Origin of the sequence: Rossellomorea sp. DA94 (assembly GCF_029834455.1) — a bacterium.
GTDB lineage: Bacteria > Bacillota > Bacilli > Bacillales > Bacillaceae_B > Rossellomorea > Rossellomorea vietnamensis.
Genome location: NZ_CP122397.1, coordinates 3,132,754 through 3,148,302 on the forward strand (window position 1 = coordinate 3,132,754; position 15,549 = coordinate 3,148,302).

13 protein-coding genes, 1 other RNA gene and 1 other annotated feature are annotated in these 15,549 nt (G+C 45.9%); of the genes, 1 reads left to right on the plus strand and 13 read right to left on the minus strand.

The features are described 5' to 3' along the window. The 7 genes from P8596_RS16390 to P8596_RS16420 form a co-directional block, all read right to left on the minus strand. Entirely contained in the window at positions 1 to 375 is a 375-nt protein-coding gene (locus tag P8596_RS16390) for a GntR family transcriptional regulator (protein ID WP_159362285.1), read from the minus strand. Between the two features lie 3 nt (positions 376 to 378). Next, the gene (locus P8596_RS16395) at positions 379 to 1,158 is read right to left on the minus strand and encodes a hypothetical protein (RefSeq protein ID WP_279724360.1); all 780 of its coding nucleotides are present in this window, start codon (positions 1,156 to 1,158) and stop codon (positions 379 to 381) included. Positions 1,159 to 1,317: 159 nt separating this feature from the next. Then, positions 1,318 to 2,082, minus strand: coding sequence for a tRNA threonylcarbamoyladenosine dehydratase (locus tag P8596_RS16400; protein ID WP_279724361.1), 765 nt, complete (start codon positions 2,080 to 2,082; stop codon positions 1,318 to 1,320). 199 nt (positions 2,083 to 2,281) lie between these two features. After that, positions 2,282 to 2,471: non-coding RNA, 6S RNA (gene ssrS / locus P8596_RS16405), on the minus strand. Between the two features lie 70 nt (positions 2,472 to 2,541). Beyond that, positions 2,542 to 4,308 (minus strand): aspartate--tRNA ligase, encoded by a 1,767-nt coding sequence (gene aspS, locus P8596_RS16410; protein ID WP_279727017.1) that lies wholly within the window; start codon positions 4,306 to 4,308, stop codon positions 2,542 to 2,544. A 32-nt stretch (positions 4,309 to 4,340) separates the two neighbouring features. Further along, entirely contained in the window at positions 4,341 to 5,615 is a 1,275-nt protein-coding gene (gene hisS / locus P8596_RS16415; protein WP_034757308.1) for a histidine--tRNA ligase, read from the minus strand. 75 nt (positions 5,616 to 5,690) lie between these two features. After that, positions 5,691 to 5,920, minus strand: a binding site (T-box leader). A 70-nt stretch (positions 5,921 to 5,990) separates the two neighbouring features. Continuing rightward, positions 5,991 to 6,167, minus strand: a complete 177-nt coding sequence (locus tag P8596_RS16420) for a hypothetical protein (RefSeq protein WP_034757305.1) — start codon at positions 6,165 to 6,167, stop codon at positions 5,991 to 5,993. Between the two features lie 158 nt (positions 6,168 to 6,325). Between P8596_RS16420 and P8596_RS16425 the strand changes: the two genes are divergently transcribed. Beyond that, a complete protein-coding gene (locus P8596_RS16425) occupies positions 6,326 to 8,128 on the plus strand; it encodes an N-acetylmuramoyl-L-alanine amidase family protein (RefSeq protein ID WP_279724362.1) in 1,803 nt (600 codons plus the stop codon). A gap of 51 nt (positions 8,129 to 8,179) precedes the next feature. On the opposite strand, the gene dtd is transcribed toward P8596_RS16425, so the two are convergent. From dtd to P8596_RS16455, 6 genes are all read right to left on the minus strand, one after another. Further along, positions 8,180 to 8,623, minus strand: coding sequence for a D-aminoacyl-tRNA deacylase (gene dtd, locus P8596_RS16430; RefSeq protein ID WP_254651863.1), 444 nt, complete (start codon positions 8,621 to 8,623; stop codon positions 8,180 to 8,182). A gap of 13 nt (positions 8,624 to 8,636) precedes the next feature. Beyond that, on the minus strand, positions 8,637 to 10,826 hold the full coding sequence (locus P8596_RS16435; RefSeq protein ID WP_254651864.1) for a RelA/SpoT family protein: 2,190 nt from the start codon (positions 10,824 to 10,826) through the stop codon (positions 8,637 to 8,639). A gap of 254 nt (positions 10,827 to 11,080) precedes the next feature. Beyond that, positions 11,081 to 11,593 (minus strand): adenine phosphoribosyltransferase, encoded by a 513-nt coding sequence (locus P8596_RS16440; protein WP_279724363.1) that lies wholly within the window; start codon positions 11,591 to 11,593, stop codon positions 11,081 to 11,083. Further along, on the minus strand, positions 11,584 to 13,947 hold the full coding sequence (recJ, locus tag P8596_RS16445) for a single-stranded-DNA-specific exonuclease RecJ (protein WP_279724364.1): 2,364 nt from the start codon (positions 13,945 to 13,947) through the stop codon (positions 11,584 to 11,586). The genes P8596_RS16440 and recJ overlap by 10 nt, the downstream gene beginning before the upstream one ends. A gap of 312 nt (positions 13,948 to 14,259) precedes the next feature. Next, entirely contained in the window at positions 14,260 to 14,595 is a 336-nt protein-coding gene (locus P8596_RS16450) for a LapA family protein (RefSeq protein ID WP_034757294.1), read from the minus strand. Between the two features lie 15 nt (positions 14,596 to 14,610). Continuing rightward, a complete protein-coding gene (locus P8596_RS16455) occupies positions 14,611 to 15,537 on the minus strand; it encodes a cation diffusion facilitator family transporter (RefSeq protein WP_159362291.1) in 927 nt (308 codons plus the stop codon). Positions 15,538 to 15,549: the final 12 nt, after the last annotated feature.

Here is a 15,549-nt window from a genome sequence, read left to right on the forward strand (position 1 = left end):
CTACTCCCCCTCTCTTCGACTCAAATAGTTTTCAACACCCTGGATCATTTGTTCTTTTGTGAGTCCCAATTCTTTCATGTTTCGGATGAAGGACTCAATCACTTCCTCCTGGACCTTTTCATTGAGTATGGTCAGGACATCTTCCTTTTCTGTCACAAATGTTCCTTGCCCTCTCCTCGTCTCCACAATGTCCATCCTTTCTAATTCACTGTATGTCCGCTGAATGGTATTCGGATTCACTCCTGATTGAACGGCCATTTCCCGGACGGAAGGCAATTTGTCACCAGGGGTCAATTCCTTCCTCACGATTTCACGAATGATGCGATCGGCTATTTGCAGGTATATGGGCTTTGAGGCTGTATATTCTTCTGTCATGCCTTACACCTCAACCTTGCGATCTAATAACCTGCAGGAAATGAGGAAGACGATGATCATGATCATTCCTTCAAACAGGAATGGCATGACCGGGAATGGAATCATCTCGGGATCGAAGCCTGCCTTCGCCTCATTAGCACCCACAGAGAAAAAGAATCCGGTGCTCACCTTCACGGTAAGAGTTTCAAAGAAGAACTTCTCCACCCATTCGATGCTCGTCAGGAAGGCTACCACACTTTGATACACAATGATGAATCCCGCAATGAAGATCCACCGTATGTTCTTAATGGAGGGATATTTTGAAAGAGAATGGTAAAGTGTCCACAAAAATATCGTCCATCCGGAAAAGTAGATTCCAACGACCGTCACACCCAGGTTGAAAAGAATGCCTTCTTTAATGGGCCAATAGGGGAATAACGCGTCTTCCTGAAACATGGCCATGGTCAGCATCCCCAATCCATCGACTAACAAAAGCGACAAGGTGGAGTACATAAAGGCAATGGTGATTTTTGATAAAAGCAGCATCAACCCGCTGTAGGGACTATGAAGCCACAGTTGCGTTTTTCCTTCCAACCGTAACATGGAGCAGACGATTCCCGGAAGAAAAGCAACGTGGAAAATACCGATCATAATGAGGAATATTTGGGAAACCCCCGGCTCTTTGACAAAATTACCGATCACCAGTCCAATGATAAAAATCAGGAAAACAATGGCGATCCAGCCATAAAACCAAATGCTGGAGGTTTTGAAATCTTTCCAGAGAAGACCTTTAAACGCGTGCATGATTGCATTCCTCCGTAATGTGTTTTAGTGTTCTAGTTAGATAGTACACTATGACACATTGAAACGTCAATCCTTTTTTAGCCATTTATTGGAATTCTCTTTATGCAAAAAAAAGACCGAATCCCTTATGAGATTCAGTCCTGTTTCCGCAAACGTCGCTTATTTATCTTTTACCCTTTTAATTTCAACGTCTTTCAGCAATTGGTTCATGACATGGCTCGCTGCAATCAGCCCGGCCACGGAAGGAACGAAGGCGTTGGATGACGGAGGAAGCTGTGCTTTACGGATCTTCGCATCATCTTTTCCTACTTCCTTCCTGATCTCTTCACGGATGACGATAGGGCTCTCATCAGAGAAAACCACCGTCACACCTTTTTTGATTCCTTCTTTTTTCAGGCGGGTACGGATTACTTTGGCGATTGGATCTGTATGCGTTTTGCTGATATCAGCAATTTTGAAGCGGGTCGGATCGGTTTTATTCGCCGCTCCCATACTCGCGATCAATGGAATATCCCGCTTCAGGCATTCTTTCATTAAATGGATTTTGTAGGAAATCGTATCAGAGGCATCAATGACATAGTCGAGTCCCTGAGCAAAGAATTCCTCATAGGTTTCTTCCGTATAGAACATTTTTAAAGCGATGACTTCACAGTCTGGATTGATGTCCATAATGCGGTCCCTCATCAAATCAACCTTTGGCTGACCAACAGTAGAGAGCAATGCATGCACCTGACGATTTACGTTGGTGATGTCCACATCGTCTTTATCCACTAACACTAAACGACCTACACCGGAACGGGCTAACGCCTCAGCTGCAAAGGAACCCACTCCCCCGATTCCGAGTACGGCCACTGTACTATTTTTAAGGGTTTGGAGACCTTCCTTACCGATCGCTAGTTCATTTCGAGAAAACTGGTGTAGCAAAATAATCAACTCCATTATAAGTATTCAACTAGGTTTATACTGAATTAGAATAAAGGATAGGAGACCGAAAATCAACATGAAATGTTGCCCTTCTCTTTCGTTTACCCCATTAAGGGCAGATTTAGTCCCAACAAAAAAGCCAGGCTGCTGTAAGCCTGGCTCTTCACTTTATTCGATAATATTTATTGGATTTGTTTGGACGAGTCCCAATCGTGCCGCCGCCATCATTTCCTTCGTTTTGAACCCGCTCTCGGCAGGTGGGTGCTTTATTCCACTATTTGTTAGTCCCCGGCACGGGGCATGAACGCCTAGCGGAAACATCAAGCTCCCGAAGTTTGAATTGTTCGGTCAAAACTGTTAGGTAAAAACGTCGTACACATCAGGACTCGTTTGTGATTGTCTAAATAATATCATACCACCAGGATGATTTCAACGAATGCCCCCCGGTATTTACTTACATTATTCTACATCAAGTGACAAAGATAATTCTTTCAATTGGGCTTCACTTACCCCACCTGGTGCGTCTGTCAGTACGCAGCTTGCACTTGCCGTTTTCGGGAACGCAATCGTATCACGGAGATTCGTGCGGCCTGAAAGGAGCATCACCAAACGGTCCAGCCCAAGGGCGATACCGCCATGTGGAGGCGTCCCGTATTCGAAGGCTTCCAATAAGAAACCGAATTGCTCTTCCGCTTCTTCTTTCGAGAATCCAAGCACTTTGAACATTTTTTCCTGAATGTCACGCTCGTATATACGGAGTGATCCGCCTCCAAGTTCGTATCCGTTCAAGACAAGGTCATACGCTTCTGCGCGAACAGATGCAGGGTCGGTATCGAACAGTTCAAGATCTTCCTTCACCGGCATCGTGAATGGATGATGGGCTGCATAGTAACGGTTCTCCCCTTCGTCGAACTCAAGGAGCGGCCAGTCCGTCACCCAAAGGAAGTTAAATACCGTTTCATCAATCAGCTTCAAGTCCTTCCCTAATTTCAATCGAAGGGCTCCAAGGGCGTCTGCTACCACTGATTTCTTATCTGCTACAAACAGCAGCAAGTCTCCGGCTTCCGCATTTGCAGAGGTTGAAATCGCCGAAGCATCGTCATCGCTCACGAATTTGGAGATCGGGCCTTTCAAGCCTTCCTCTTCTACCTTCAGCCAGGCAAGTCCCTTTGCTCCGTAACGTGAAACGAACTCAGTTAAGCCATCAATGTCTTTACGGGAATACTGTGATGCGCCGCCTTTCACATTGATCAGCTTCACTTGTCCACCGTTTGCAACAGCGCCGGCAAATACTTTAAAGCCTGAATCCTTGACGATTTCGGATACATCGATCAGCTCCATAGCGAAGCGTGTGTCAGGTTTATCAGAACCATAACGGCTCATGGCATCATCATACGTCATTCTCGGGATAGGCAATGTAACGTTTATGCCTTTCACATCATTCATCAGTTTCTTCATCATATCTTCAACAAGAGAAATGATTTGTTCTTTATCCATGAAGCTCATTTCCATATCGATCTGCGTGAATTCAGGTTGACGGTCAGCACGAAGATCTTCATCACGGAAGCAGCGGGCGATTTGATAATAACGGTCGAATCCGGAAACCATCAACAGCTGCTTAAAAATTTGTGGTGACTGTGGCAGGGCATAGAATTCCCCTTTATGAACCCGGCTCGGAACGAGATAATCACGTGCCCCTTCAGGCGTACTCTTTGTTAAGATCGGCGTTTCCACATCGAGGAATCCGTTATCGTTCAAGAAATTACGGAAGGATGTCGTTACATTATGACGCATCTTGAAGGTTTCCATCATCGCTGGTCGACGAAGGTCTACGTAACGATATTTCAGGCGGACATCTTCCGACACTTCCATCTGATCATCAATCATGAACGGTGGGGTTTTCGCTTCATTGATGATTTGAACCTCTTCAGCGTGGATTTCCACTTTTCCGGTTTTTAGATTCGGGTTCACCGTTCCTTCTCCCCTTGCCACGACCGTACCCGTTACTCTCAGGACATATTCATTACGGATTTTCTCTGCAAGGGAAAGGGCATTTTCCGATAAATCCGGGTTGAACACGACCTGTACGATTCCCTCTCTGTCACGCAGGTCTATGAAAATCAAGCCTCCCAGGTCCCTTCTCTTTTGCACCCAGCCTTTGATCGTGATTTTCTCACCGATGTATGTTTCTGTTATGTCTCCACAGTATGCGGTTCTTTTCGTCATCATGTTCTCCTCCTAATCAAAATCAACGCGTTCTACTTACCGAGCTTGCTCTTTACATTGTCGACAAACTGATCCAGGCTCACTTCTTCCTGTTCACCGGTAGCCATGTCTTTCAGATTGATTTTATTTTCTTGTAATTCATTATCACCAATGACAGCCACATATTTCGCTTCATAACGGTCAGCCGCTTTGAATTGGCCTTTCACCTTACGATCCAGATAATCTTTCTCTGAAGAAATCCCTGCAGCTCTAAGGTTGTGGAGAAGCTTGACAGCATGATCTTTCGCGTCATCACCCAATGATACGATGAAGCACTCGACTCCCTGTTCGATCGGGAGTTCGACCCCTTCTGCTTCCAGGGCCGAAAGCAGCCTTTCGATACTGAAGGCAAATCCGATTCCAGGAGTCTCAGGACCACCGATCATTTCAACCAGTCCGTTGTAGCGTCCACCGCCACAAAGAGTCGTAATGGCCCCGAAGCCTTCTGCATCACTCATGATTTCAAAAGCTGTATGGTTATAGTAATCAAGCCCCCGTACAAGGGTTGGATCAACTGTGAATTCCACGTCCATGTCTGACAGGTGAGTCTGGACCTTTTCAAAATACTGCTTCGATTCGTCATTTAAGTAGTCAAGAATCGATGGTGCTGTAGACATCAACTCATGGTCGCGGTCTTTCTTACAGTCAAGGATTCTGAGCGGATTTTTCTCCAGGCGATTCTGGCAATCGCCACAGAATTCATCGATCCGCGGTTTAAAGTGATTGATCAATGCCTCTCTGTGTGCATTCCTGCTGCCGGCATCACCAAGACTATTAATGACAAGCTTTAATTGAGTCAGCCCCAGTTTCTTATAGATTCCCATTGCGAGGGAAATCACTTCCGCATCAATGGCAGGATCTTCACTTCCAAGGGCTTCGACGCCAAATTGGACAAATTGACGGTACCGTCCGGCTTGAGGTCTCTCATAACGGAACATCGGACCCGAGTAGAACAGCTTCGTCGGCTGATTCGGGTGCCCGAACATTTTATTCCCTACAAAGGAGCGGACAACAGAAGCGGTCCCTTCAGGTCTGAGCGCCAGGCTTCTGCCTCCCCTGTCTTCGAACATATACATTTCTTTCTGGACGATATCCGTCGTATCCCCCACTCCACGGGTGAAAAGTTCACTCGCCTCGAAAATCGGGGTGCGGATTTCTTTATACTGATAGTTGTGACAAAGGGTCTTTGCCACTTCCTCTACATACTGCCATTTTTCCACTTCACCAGGCAGGATGTCCTGTGTACCTCTTGGAATCTGAATGGACAAGATGATTTCCTCCTTTTATCGTGCACGGTTGATCTTTATGTACATAAAAAAAGCCCTCAGTCCCTTGTATATCATACAAGGGACGAGAGCTGTTATTCCCGTGGTGCCACCCTAATTGAAGTCTATGAAAGACCTCCACTTAGCCAGTTAACGCCTGGTACGTTCATCTCCTACTAACGATCGTTTTCAGAGAGAAACCTCCTGAGTGTTCATTCACTAAGTCACATTGTAGAAATGCTCTCAGCCAAGGCATTTCCTCTCTTTACACGCGGGGGTTAGCTACTATGCTCGATCAACGGTTTTTGTAAATGTTATTTTATTTGTATAATGATACGGTTGGCGCAGGTACATGTCAAGAGGTTAAAGAAAATTTCGTCAGGATCTCTCCATTTTCTTTTTTAACAATTTCACTTCCCGTAATGACAATCCGAATTCGGAAGCAAGTTCCACGTTCAACGCATCTTTTTCACGTTCTAAAAACTGATGGAAATCCACTCCAAATAACTGGTTATCCCCATTTGCGCTCATGAATCCTTTTTCACTCGACCTCACGTACACTCATCCTTTCAAAAACATTCCTACCCTTATCATTTCCAATTACCTATTTTTCTTTCGTTTTAGAGGGATTTTATTTTTTTTATCGTATTAAAACCATAAGGATTTCTTCCGGAACCCCCCTTCTAAAAAAATTGACAGATGGGGTTCAACACTTGAGCAGGAAAATCCGATATTACTATGGGTGTTTGTATTTCTTACAGGAGGTGACGAAGATTAAGAAAGTAATCGCAGCGATGTTGATTGTGTTCCTGATGTTCCCGATGCAGCCCTTCATGGATCAGGTACAGGCTGAAACCGGAAAGGTCACGATCAGCGTCTCGACCCTTAATGTCCGGACAGGACCGGGATTGAGCTTCCCCGTATTGGCAACGGTACATAGGGGGGAAGAGTACAAAATAGTAGACACGCAACAGGATTGGTATAAAGTCGAAACAAACAGCGGGGACGGCTGGGTGGCCGATTGGCTAGTGACAGTGGATAAGTCTGTTTCCGATGATTCGTCTCCTCGAGATGGCCAGGTGAACACAGACGGCCTCCGCGTCAGAAAGGGCCCCAGCACTTCAGACGACGTTGTGACGGTATTGCAAAATGGAGATACGGTGACCGTTATGAAAGAAGATGGAGACTGGCTGAACATTGAATCAGGAAGCACCAGGGGATGGGTCCACCGTGATTACATAACGGGATCAAAAGCCGCCCAAGGGAAAAAAAAGGTGAACCAAAAAGGGATCATCACAGATGACGCCTTGAATGTCCGAACATCACCATCCCTGCAGAGCTCCGTCCTTGGCGTATTGAATACGGGGGATGAAATAGAGGTCACCGGGAGTGTTTCAGGTTGGTATGAGATCCGGTTCGGCGACGAGGTTGCATGGATCAGTGATTCATACGTAGAGTTCTCTACCGGTTCTGATGAAGCTGAAACAAACCCATCTGAAGAGGAATCACCCTCCGATGGAGAGATGATCGGGATCATTTCGGTACACGGTCTCAACGTCCGTGATGAAACTTCCTTGAATGGCCGAGTCGTCGGTAAAGTATCCAAGGGTGAGAAATTCACATTGTTAAAAGAGAAAAATAATTGGTATCAAATCAAGCTCCCGAATGGGGATAAAGGATGGGTTGCCGGGTGGTATGTTCAGAAAACGGTGACAGCCGCAGCCCATGAAAGCAACAGTTCAAATGAAAACATCACGATTCTTTATAATGGCACGAATATCCGCAGTGAAGCAAACACCCAGGCAAGTGTAGTCAAACGAGCTTCAAGTGGAGAATCTTACGGGGTAAAGAGTAAGGATGGAGACTGGTATGAGGTGGAATTAGCCGATGGCAGTGCCGGGTTTGTGGCCGGCTGGGTCGTTTCGGTCCGCTCTGCATCAGGTGAAAACACGACGCCAGACCGCAAGAGAAGCGGTGGTCTCGAAGATAAAGTGATCGTGATCGACCCCGGACACGGAGGAAGGGACAGTGGTACGACGGGAGCAAGTGGTACACTTGAGAAGCTTCTTACCATGAAGACAGGCGAACTCCTTGCCGAGAAGTTGAAAAGCGCAGGCGCAAAGGTCAAATTAACAAGAAAAACCGATGAATATTTATCGTTGCCATCGAGGGTATCATTATCCCATTATAATCAGGCAGACGCCTTTGTCAGCATACACTTTGACAGCATTATGGATTCTTCCATTGCGGGTCATACGACTTACTACTATCAGGACCAGCAAAAAGAGCTGGCAGAAGAGATCCACGGCAGTCTCTCGGATCGATTACCTACATCAGACAGGGGTGTCCGCATCGGGGATTATCATGTCATCCGTGAAAACAACCGGCCAGCCGTCCTGTTGGAATTAGGATTCCTCAGTAATCCATCAGAAGAAGCCAATGTTAATACTCAGTATTTTCAAGATTTGGCCGCGACGGCCATCTACCATGGTTTAAGTGATTATTTCTCAGAGTGATGTCCATTTTAAATAAAAAGGCTGATTCCGGTAGTGGAATCAGCCTTTTTATCAGGTTTTACTCTCGATCAAGAGTGTAACAGGACCATCATTCGTCAGATTTACATCCATCATTGCACCGAATACGCCTGTTGCCACCCTCACTCCTTTTTCCTCAAGGATCTCATTAAAATAGTCATAGATCACTTCTGCATGGTCTGGTTTGGCTGCATTCATGAAATTCGGCCTTCTTCCCTTACGCACATCGCCATACAGGGTGAATTGGGATATGGACAGGATCTCTCCCCCGACATCAAGGAGTGAATGATTCATCTTTCCCTCTTCATCTTCAAAAATGCGAAGATTGACAACTTTGTCTGCCGCATAACGGGCATCTTCCTGTGTATCTTCATGGGTGATCCCCACAAGCAATACCGCGCCTGATCGGATTTCTCCCTTTACTTCTCCATCGACCGTGACGGAGGCTTCTTTACTTCTCTGCAGTACTACCCTCATAAAGAAATCTCCTTTAGTTCATGATTCTTCTTACGGCATATATATCTGAAATCTGTTTGATTCTCTCTACCACTTTGTGCAAATGGGAAATGTTTTGAATCGAAATGGACATATTGATGGTGGCCACTTTGTTCCGGTCCGATTTCCCGCTTACAGCCGATATATTCGTCTTCGTTTCATTCACCGCCTGAAGCACTTCATTGAGGAGCCCTCTGCGATCATATCCGGAGATTTCAATATCGACATTGTATTCTTTACGGTCATTTCCGTCACTTTCCCATGATACGGGAATGAGGCGCTGTTCCACTTCATCCGCCATGACATTCGTACAATCCGCACGATGCACTGAAACGCCGCGGCCCTTTGTAATGAAGCCGACGATTTCATCTCCGGGAACCGGACTGCAGCAGCGGGACAGGCGGATAAGGAGATTGTCTATGCCCTCAACCTGTACACCCGCATCTTTTTTTCGCTTGACGGGTTGAGCATTCAATTCTTTCATCGTTTCTTCCAGGTTATCTTCCTGTTCCCGCTTCTTCCGGTGTTTTTCCGTCAGCCGGTTGGCGATTTGAGCCGCTGTGATTCCGTTATACCCCACGGCTGCATACATATCATCTTCATTGGAGAAATTGAATTTCTCCGACACACGCTTGATGTTTTCTGGATTCAGGATTTCCTTCACATCGAAATCCTGATTCTTGATTTCTTTTTCGACCAGCTCACGGCCCTTTTCAATATTTTCTTCCCTGCGCTGTTTCTTGAAGAACTGCTTGATTTTATTCTTCGCCTGGGACGTCTGGGCAAGCTTCAGCCAATCCTGACTCGGGCCATACGAATGTTTGGACGTAAGGATCTCGATGATATCCCCTGTTTTCAGCTTGTAATCGAGCGTGACCATCTTCCCATTGACCTTGGCGCCGATCGTTTTATTACCGATTTCCGAGTGGATCCGATAAGAAAAATCGATGGGGACGGATCCTGATGGCAATTCCAATACGTCTCCTTTAGGTGTGAATACAAAGACCATATCGGAAAACAGGTCGATTTTAAGAGATTCCATGAATTCTTCAGCATTGGCCGATTCATTCTGGAACTCGAGTATCTCCCTGAACCAGGAAAGCTTCTTCTCGAATGAAACAGGTTCATTCGCTTCTTTCCCTTCTTTATATGCCCAGTGTGCCGCTACCCCGTATTCAGCGATCTGGTGCATCTCAAGCGTCCTGATCTGAACCTCCAGGGGATCGCCTTTAGGACCGATGACCGTCGTATGAAGGGACTGATACATATTCGGTTTCGGCATGGCAATATAATCCTTGAACCTTCCGGGCATCGGTTTCCAGCATGTGTGAACGATTCCGAGTACAGCATAGCAATCCTTGATGCTGTCTACGACCACCCGTACAGCCAGGAGGTCGTAAATTTCATTGAATTGCTTGTTCTGCAGGGCCATCTTACGATAGATGCTGTAAATATGCTTAGGGCGTCCAGAAATTTCAGCCACGATTTTCACATCGCCGAGCTTATCTTTCACTTCATTGACGACTTCCTCTAGATACTGTTCACGCTCCGCACGCTTCTTCTTCATCAAATTGACGATACGATAATATTGTTGAGGATTTAAATACCGGAGCGACGTATCTTCCAATTCCCACTTGATCTTTGAAATCCCCAACCGATGGGCCAAAGGAGCGAAGATTTCAAGTGTCTCATTTGCTATTCTCCGCTGCTTCTCCTGTGGTAAATGTTTCAGGGTTCTCATATTGTGGAGGCGGTCTGCCAATTTAATCAGGATGACCCGGATATCCTGAGCCATCGCAACAAACATTTTCCGGTGATTTTCAGCCTGCTGCTCTTCATGGGATTTGTATTTAATCTTCCCTAGCTTCGTGACCCCATCAACGAGCATGGCCACTTCGGCATTGAACGCCTCTTCAATTTCACCGAGGGAAATGCCTGTATCCTCCACTACATCATGAAGAAACCCTGCAGCAACGGTTGCCGGATCCATCTCCAGGTCCGCCAGTATCCCTGCCACCTGGATGGGATGGATGATGTAGGGTTCACCAGACTTCCGGTACTGCTCACTGTGGGCATCCCTTGCATACTCGTATGCCTTCTGGACCATTTCAACATGCTCATCGTTTAAGTATGCTCTTGTTTTATCAATAACCTGTTCCGGGGTTAGTACTTGATCTTTAGCCATGATCAAAATCACCTTTGTATTTTAATATAGTTCACGATTGTTCGATTTTAATGATTGTTACTATTATCAAAAAAAAAACAGCTTCTGTAAAGTGTTTCGCAGAAAATTCTCAGAATCCAACTGTTTTTGTCGATAATTGTCGATTCTATTCTTCTTGAAATTAAAAAAATAAGGGCTGACACGTTAACCAGTTGTCAGTCCCTTATTTCAGTATATCACACATTTCATATGTTTATCAGAATTGATAAAGGTAATTAGTATTGCATCAATGTCATAATATCGTAGTTCTCAAGTTTGTCGCGGCCGTCAAGGTACGTAAGCTCAATTAAGAACGCAGTCCCTGCAACGATTCCACCCAGTTCTTCCACAAGCTTGATCGTTGCTTCGATCGTTCCACCTGTTGCCAGTAAATCATCCGTGATCAGGACACGCTGGCCGGGCTTGATGGCATCTTTATGGATGGTCAAAGCATCTTTACCGTACTCAAGGCCGTATTCCTTCCGGATTGTTTCACGTGGTAATTTACCAGGTTTGCGGACAGGTGCAAAGCCTACTCCAAGTGCATAAGCGACTGGGCATCCGATGATGAATCCACGGGCTTCCGGTCCTACAACCAGGTCGATCTGCTTTTCTTTTGCATATTCGACGATTTGGTCTGTAGCATATCTATAAGCATCACCATTATCCATAAGGGTTGTGATGTCTTTAAACTTAATCCCTTCTTTTGGCCAATTCTCAACGATTGTAACATATTGTTTTAAGTCCATGCTTCTACTTCCTCCTCAATTGTAACAGACTCTTCTATCCTTTCATTAAACCAAGTCTTCAACTCTTGATAGGAAGAATATAACAATTCGTTTTCAAGCTCGTATTGTTGTTGTTTCTTCTGATATGTTCGAGATTCAGAAAGATCTTTCTTGGTTTTCGCAGGATTAAGAGAAATAAATCCATTGTCTATTGTAACAAACTTCAAATCAAAAAACACCTGTGACATGAAATCGATTGTTTCTTTTGACCAGCCTTTGTATTTAGCGAGGTCATCGCCATGCTTTTTGATATCGAACGATCCACGTTTGGTTAAAAAGCCGTAGTACCATTTGAAGTGGTCCCGGGTCGGCATCGTACTGAAGAAATGATCTTCTTCCTGGAAGAAATGAGCATAGATCCGGTGAGGACGCCCCTTCTTCAAAAGCTCTTCAAGTAAAGGCTTGGAATTCGGCAGATCCAAGAGCACAAGGCTCGCTTTCTCCGTTGATAACCCATCAAGAGTCGAGCTTCCCTCCAGGAGGATGACTTCATCTTTCGGCAGGTTCAGTTTGTCCAACGTGGATGGATGAAAACAAATCAACTTCTTATTTTCTTCTGGGATGAGTCCGTTCCATTTATGGACCTGCTTGATTCCCCGCACATCGAATAATTGCCAATGATCGATTTTCACATCATGTAAAAACACCTGGGGCTTCTTGCGGTTGTTCCACTCATTTATGGATAGTTCACCAATGACGGACGCATTGGAAAAAGGTGTCATGTGGTCAGCCAATTCACCAAGCCCGAAGCCTACACCATCCAATTGAATACCCTCGTCCCCTAAAACGAGCTTCAGATGATTTTGTGCAGAGCCGATTTTTTTATAGTGCTCGATGCTCACATTATCGATGATCCACTTAGGCTTTGGATTTTTCATTCCAAAAGGCGCCAAAAGCTGAAGCTTTTCAATCGACTCAACAGTGATTTCGTCCACAGTCACAGGAGCATCGAGTTGTGTGACAGGGATGAAGTCTTCGGATGTCAGTTCCGTGCCGGCCAGTTCATTCAACCGGCTTCTCAAGTGATCTACATCGTCTAATTGCAGCGTCATTCCGGCAGCCATCGGATGTCCTCCGAAGTGGGGAAGGATATCCCGGCAGGTTGATAGATTTTTAAATAGATCAAAACCAACGATGCTTCTCGCAGACCCTTTCGCCGTCCCTTTTTCAGAGTCGTAGCTCAGCACGATGGTCGGCCGGTAAAATTTGTCGACAAGGCGGGAAGCCACAATCCCGACAACTCCCGGATTCCAGCCTTCTTTTCCGATGACGAGTACATGGTTATCCTTAAGCGGGAAGTCCCGCTCCACCATCTCAACGGCTTCCTCGGTCATCTGGGCGACGATCGCCTGTCTTTCTTTATTCAAGCCGTCAATTTCCTCTGCCAGTGCCTTGGCCTCTTCTTCGTCTTCTGTAAGCATGAGGTCAACGGCAGGATCGGCATCACCTAAACGACCGACGGCATTGATCCGTGGAGCGATCATGAAGCCGACTGTCTCTTCGGTAATTTCATGCTGCTTCGCATTGGCGATTTTGCATAGAGCTTTGATCCCCAGTCGGTTTGAACCCCGGAGCTCTGCAAGACCCCGTTTAGCCAGAAGGCGGTTTTCCCCTCTCAAGGGAACGAGATCCGCAATGGTTCCAATCGCGGCAAGATCCAGTAAATGTGTAGGCAATTCACCGTATAGGGCATGGGCCAATTTAAATGCCACTCCTACCCCGGCAAGTTCACCGAACGGATAGGCTGCTTCACCCACTTTTGGATGGAGTAGAGCATAGGTTTCCGGTAATTCGGGTCCAGGTTCATGGTGGTCTGTAATAATCAGATCCATCCCGAGATCTTTCGCGAGTTTAGCTTCGTTCACGGCAGAAATTCCTGTATCGACCGTGATAATGAGCGAGAATTCCTCATCCTTAGCCCAGCGGAACGCCCCTTCATTCGGGCCGTATCCTTCGCTGAAACGGTTTGGGATATAAAATTCCACTTCAGCGCCAAGATCTCTCAGGACCGTCATCATAACAGACGTTGAGCTGACCCCGTCAGCATCATAGTCACCGTAGACAAGAATTCTCTCTCCGTCTTGGATGGCCTTATGGATCCGTTCCGTTGCTTTTTTCATATCTTCAAATAAAAATGGATCGTGAAATGAATCGCCAGAATCAAATAAAAAATTCCGGGCTTCTTCTACATCATCCAAATCACGATTTATCAATAATTTCGCTACAAGCGAAGGTACTTTTAGTTCATTTGCCAATTCTGCTATTTTATGTTCATCTGTTTCTGTCAATATCCAACGTGTTTTTGAGTTTAACATACGTTCACCCCTCAGCCTTACTCATTATACAAAAGTGAGGGGGTTGTTTCAATCTTAATGAAAGTGTGTGAAGAGGATGTATGATGAGTGAACGTGGTTTCAAGATGTCCCTGGGTGGGAATCCAGCCGCTTTTGGTGAAAAACCAGCCGGAATCGGGAATAATTCAGCGGATTTACCCCATTATCCAGCCATTATGGTTGAAAATCCGGCCGAAATCCAACAGAATCCAGCCGAATTACATATTTATCCAAACCAATCAAACTCCCCAGGCAAAATAAAAAAAGTCCGGCGGCAACAGCCACCAGACTCATTTATTCTCCCACTTCCCCTACCGAATCCGGAGCGCGTTTTTTTAGCGGGATATCTTCAGTCTTTTCTTTATGCATCCCCTCTGTCTGTTCCCTCAATAACATATTTTCCTTTTCAAGGGATTTGACCCTGCGCTGGACGACGAATAATCGGAACAGCCCAACGGAACCGATGATGATACCGCCCATCAGGACAGATCCGAGAATAACTAATATAAGAGGCCAGTCGGATTCACCGAACAGATAATTGACGGTGACCGGATCGACGTTGATGACTGCAAATATTGAAACCACCAGCGCAAAGAAAATACCCAATAATAATGTCCATTGAAACTTCATGAGACTTCCCTCCCTTTAAGTTAAGTCTATTTGATCATCACTTTCTTCAGAAGCAGGATTGAATGGATTGATATGAATGAATACATCATTCACATTGGATTCCTTCAGAAGCTTCTCCTTGACTCTCTTCCCGACACGATGACCTTCCTCTACCGTCATGTAAGGATCGACACTGATTTTCAAATCGATGATCACGTAGTGTCCGTGTTCCCTTGCATGAAGCTCGTTGATTTCCTTCACTTCCGGGACGGTCTCCACAATTTTCCGAAAAGGCAGTACATCCTCGTCATGCATGACGTGATCAAGGGTCGTATGTATGGATTCCGCCCCCAGATGCCAAGCCATCCTGAGGACAAGCAGGGAAACGAATATTCCTGCAACAGGATCCGCATAAACAAGCCAGCCGATATCGAACTTCCCTCCAAGGATGGAAGCCGAGATCCCGACCAGTGCCGCGATGGAAGAGAATACATCCGAACGATGCTCGTATGCATTCACGATTAATGCATCACTCTTTAACCTTTTACCCAAACGATATTTGTATTGAAACATCGCTTCTTTCACAATGATGGAGAAGATGACGGCATAAATCGCAATCGCTGTCGGTGGGGTGAGAGGGTGAAAGAAGGATTCAATCGATGATTTCCCAATTTCGATCCCCACAAGGAACAACAGGACGGCCACGATGATTGCCGCAATGGACTCCGCCTTTCCGTGACCATAAGGATGATCCTGATCGGGTGGCTGCTTGGCAGCACGTAAACCGATAAAGACGGCAAGTGATCCTGCTACATCCGATGCAGAGTGAACCGCATCGGCAATCAGCGCCCGGCTATTCCCCATGATGCCTGCCGCCCACTTTATCACCGCCAGTACAATATTGCCCACCACACCGATCATGGCAGCGAATTCCGCTTTTTTAAAACGATCCTCATGATTCATTCAAGTCGCCTC

Coding starts and splice junctions, on each gene's coding strand:
- P8596_RS16390 (WP_159362285.1), bottom strand. CDS start 375: ATGACAGAAGAATATACAGCCTCAAAGCCCATATACCTGCAAATAGCC.
- P8596_RS16395 (WP_279724360.1), bottom strand. CDS start 1,158: ATGCACGCGTTTAAAGGTCTTCTCTGGAAAGATTTCAAAACCTCCAGC.
- aspS (WP_279727017.1), bottom strand. CDS start 4,308: ATGACGAAAAGAACCGCATACTGTGGAGACATAACAGAAACATACATC.
- dtd (WP_254651863.1), bottom strand. CDS start 8,623: ATGAGGGTAGTACTGCAGAGAAGTAAAGAAGCCTCCGTCACGGTCGAT.
- P8596_RS16435 (WP_254651864.1), bottom strand. CDS start 10,826: ATGGCTAAAGATCAAGTACTAACCCCGGAACAGGTTATTGATAAAACA.
- P8596_RS16440 (WP_279724363.1), bottom strand. CDS start 11,593: ATGGACTTAAAACAATATGTTACAATCGTTGAGAATTGGCCAAAAGAA.
- recJ (WP_279724364.1), bottom strand. CDS start 13,947: ATGTTAAACTCAAAAACACGTTGGATATTGACAGAAACAGATGAACAT.
- P8596_RS16450 (WP_034757294.1), bottom strand. CDS start 14,595: ATGAAGTTTCAATGGACATTATTATTGGGTATTTTCTTTGCGCTGGTG.
- P8596_RS16455 (WP_159362291.1), bottom strand. CDS start 15,537: ATGAATCATGAGGATCGTTTTAAAAAAGCGGAATTCGCTGCCATGATC.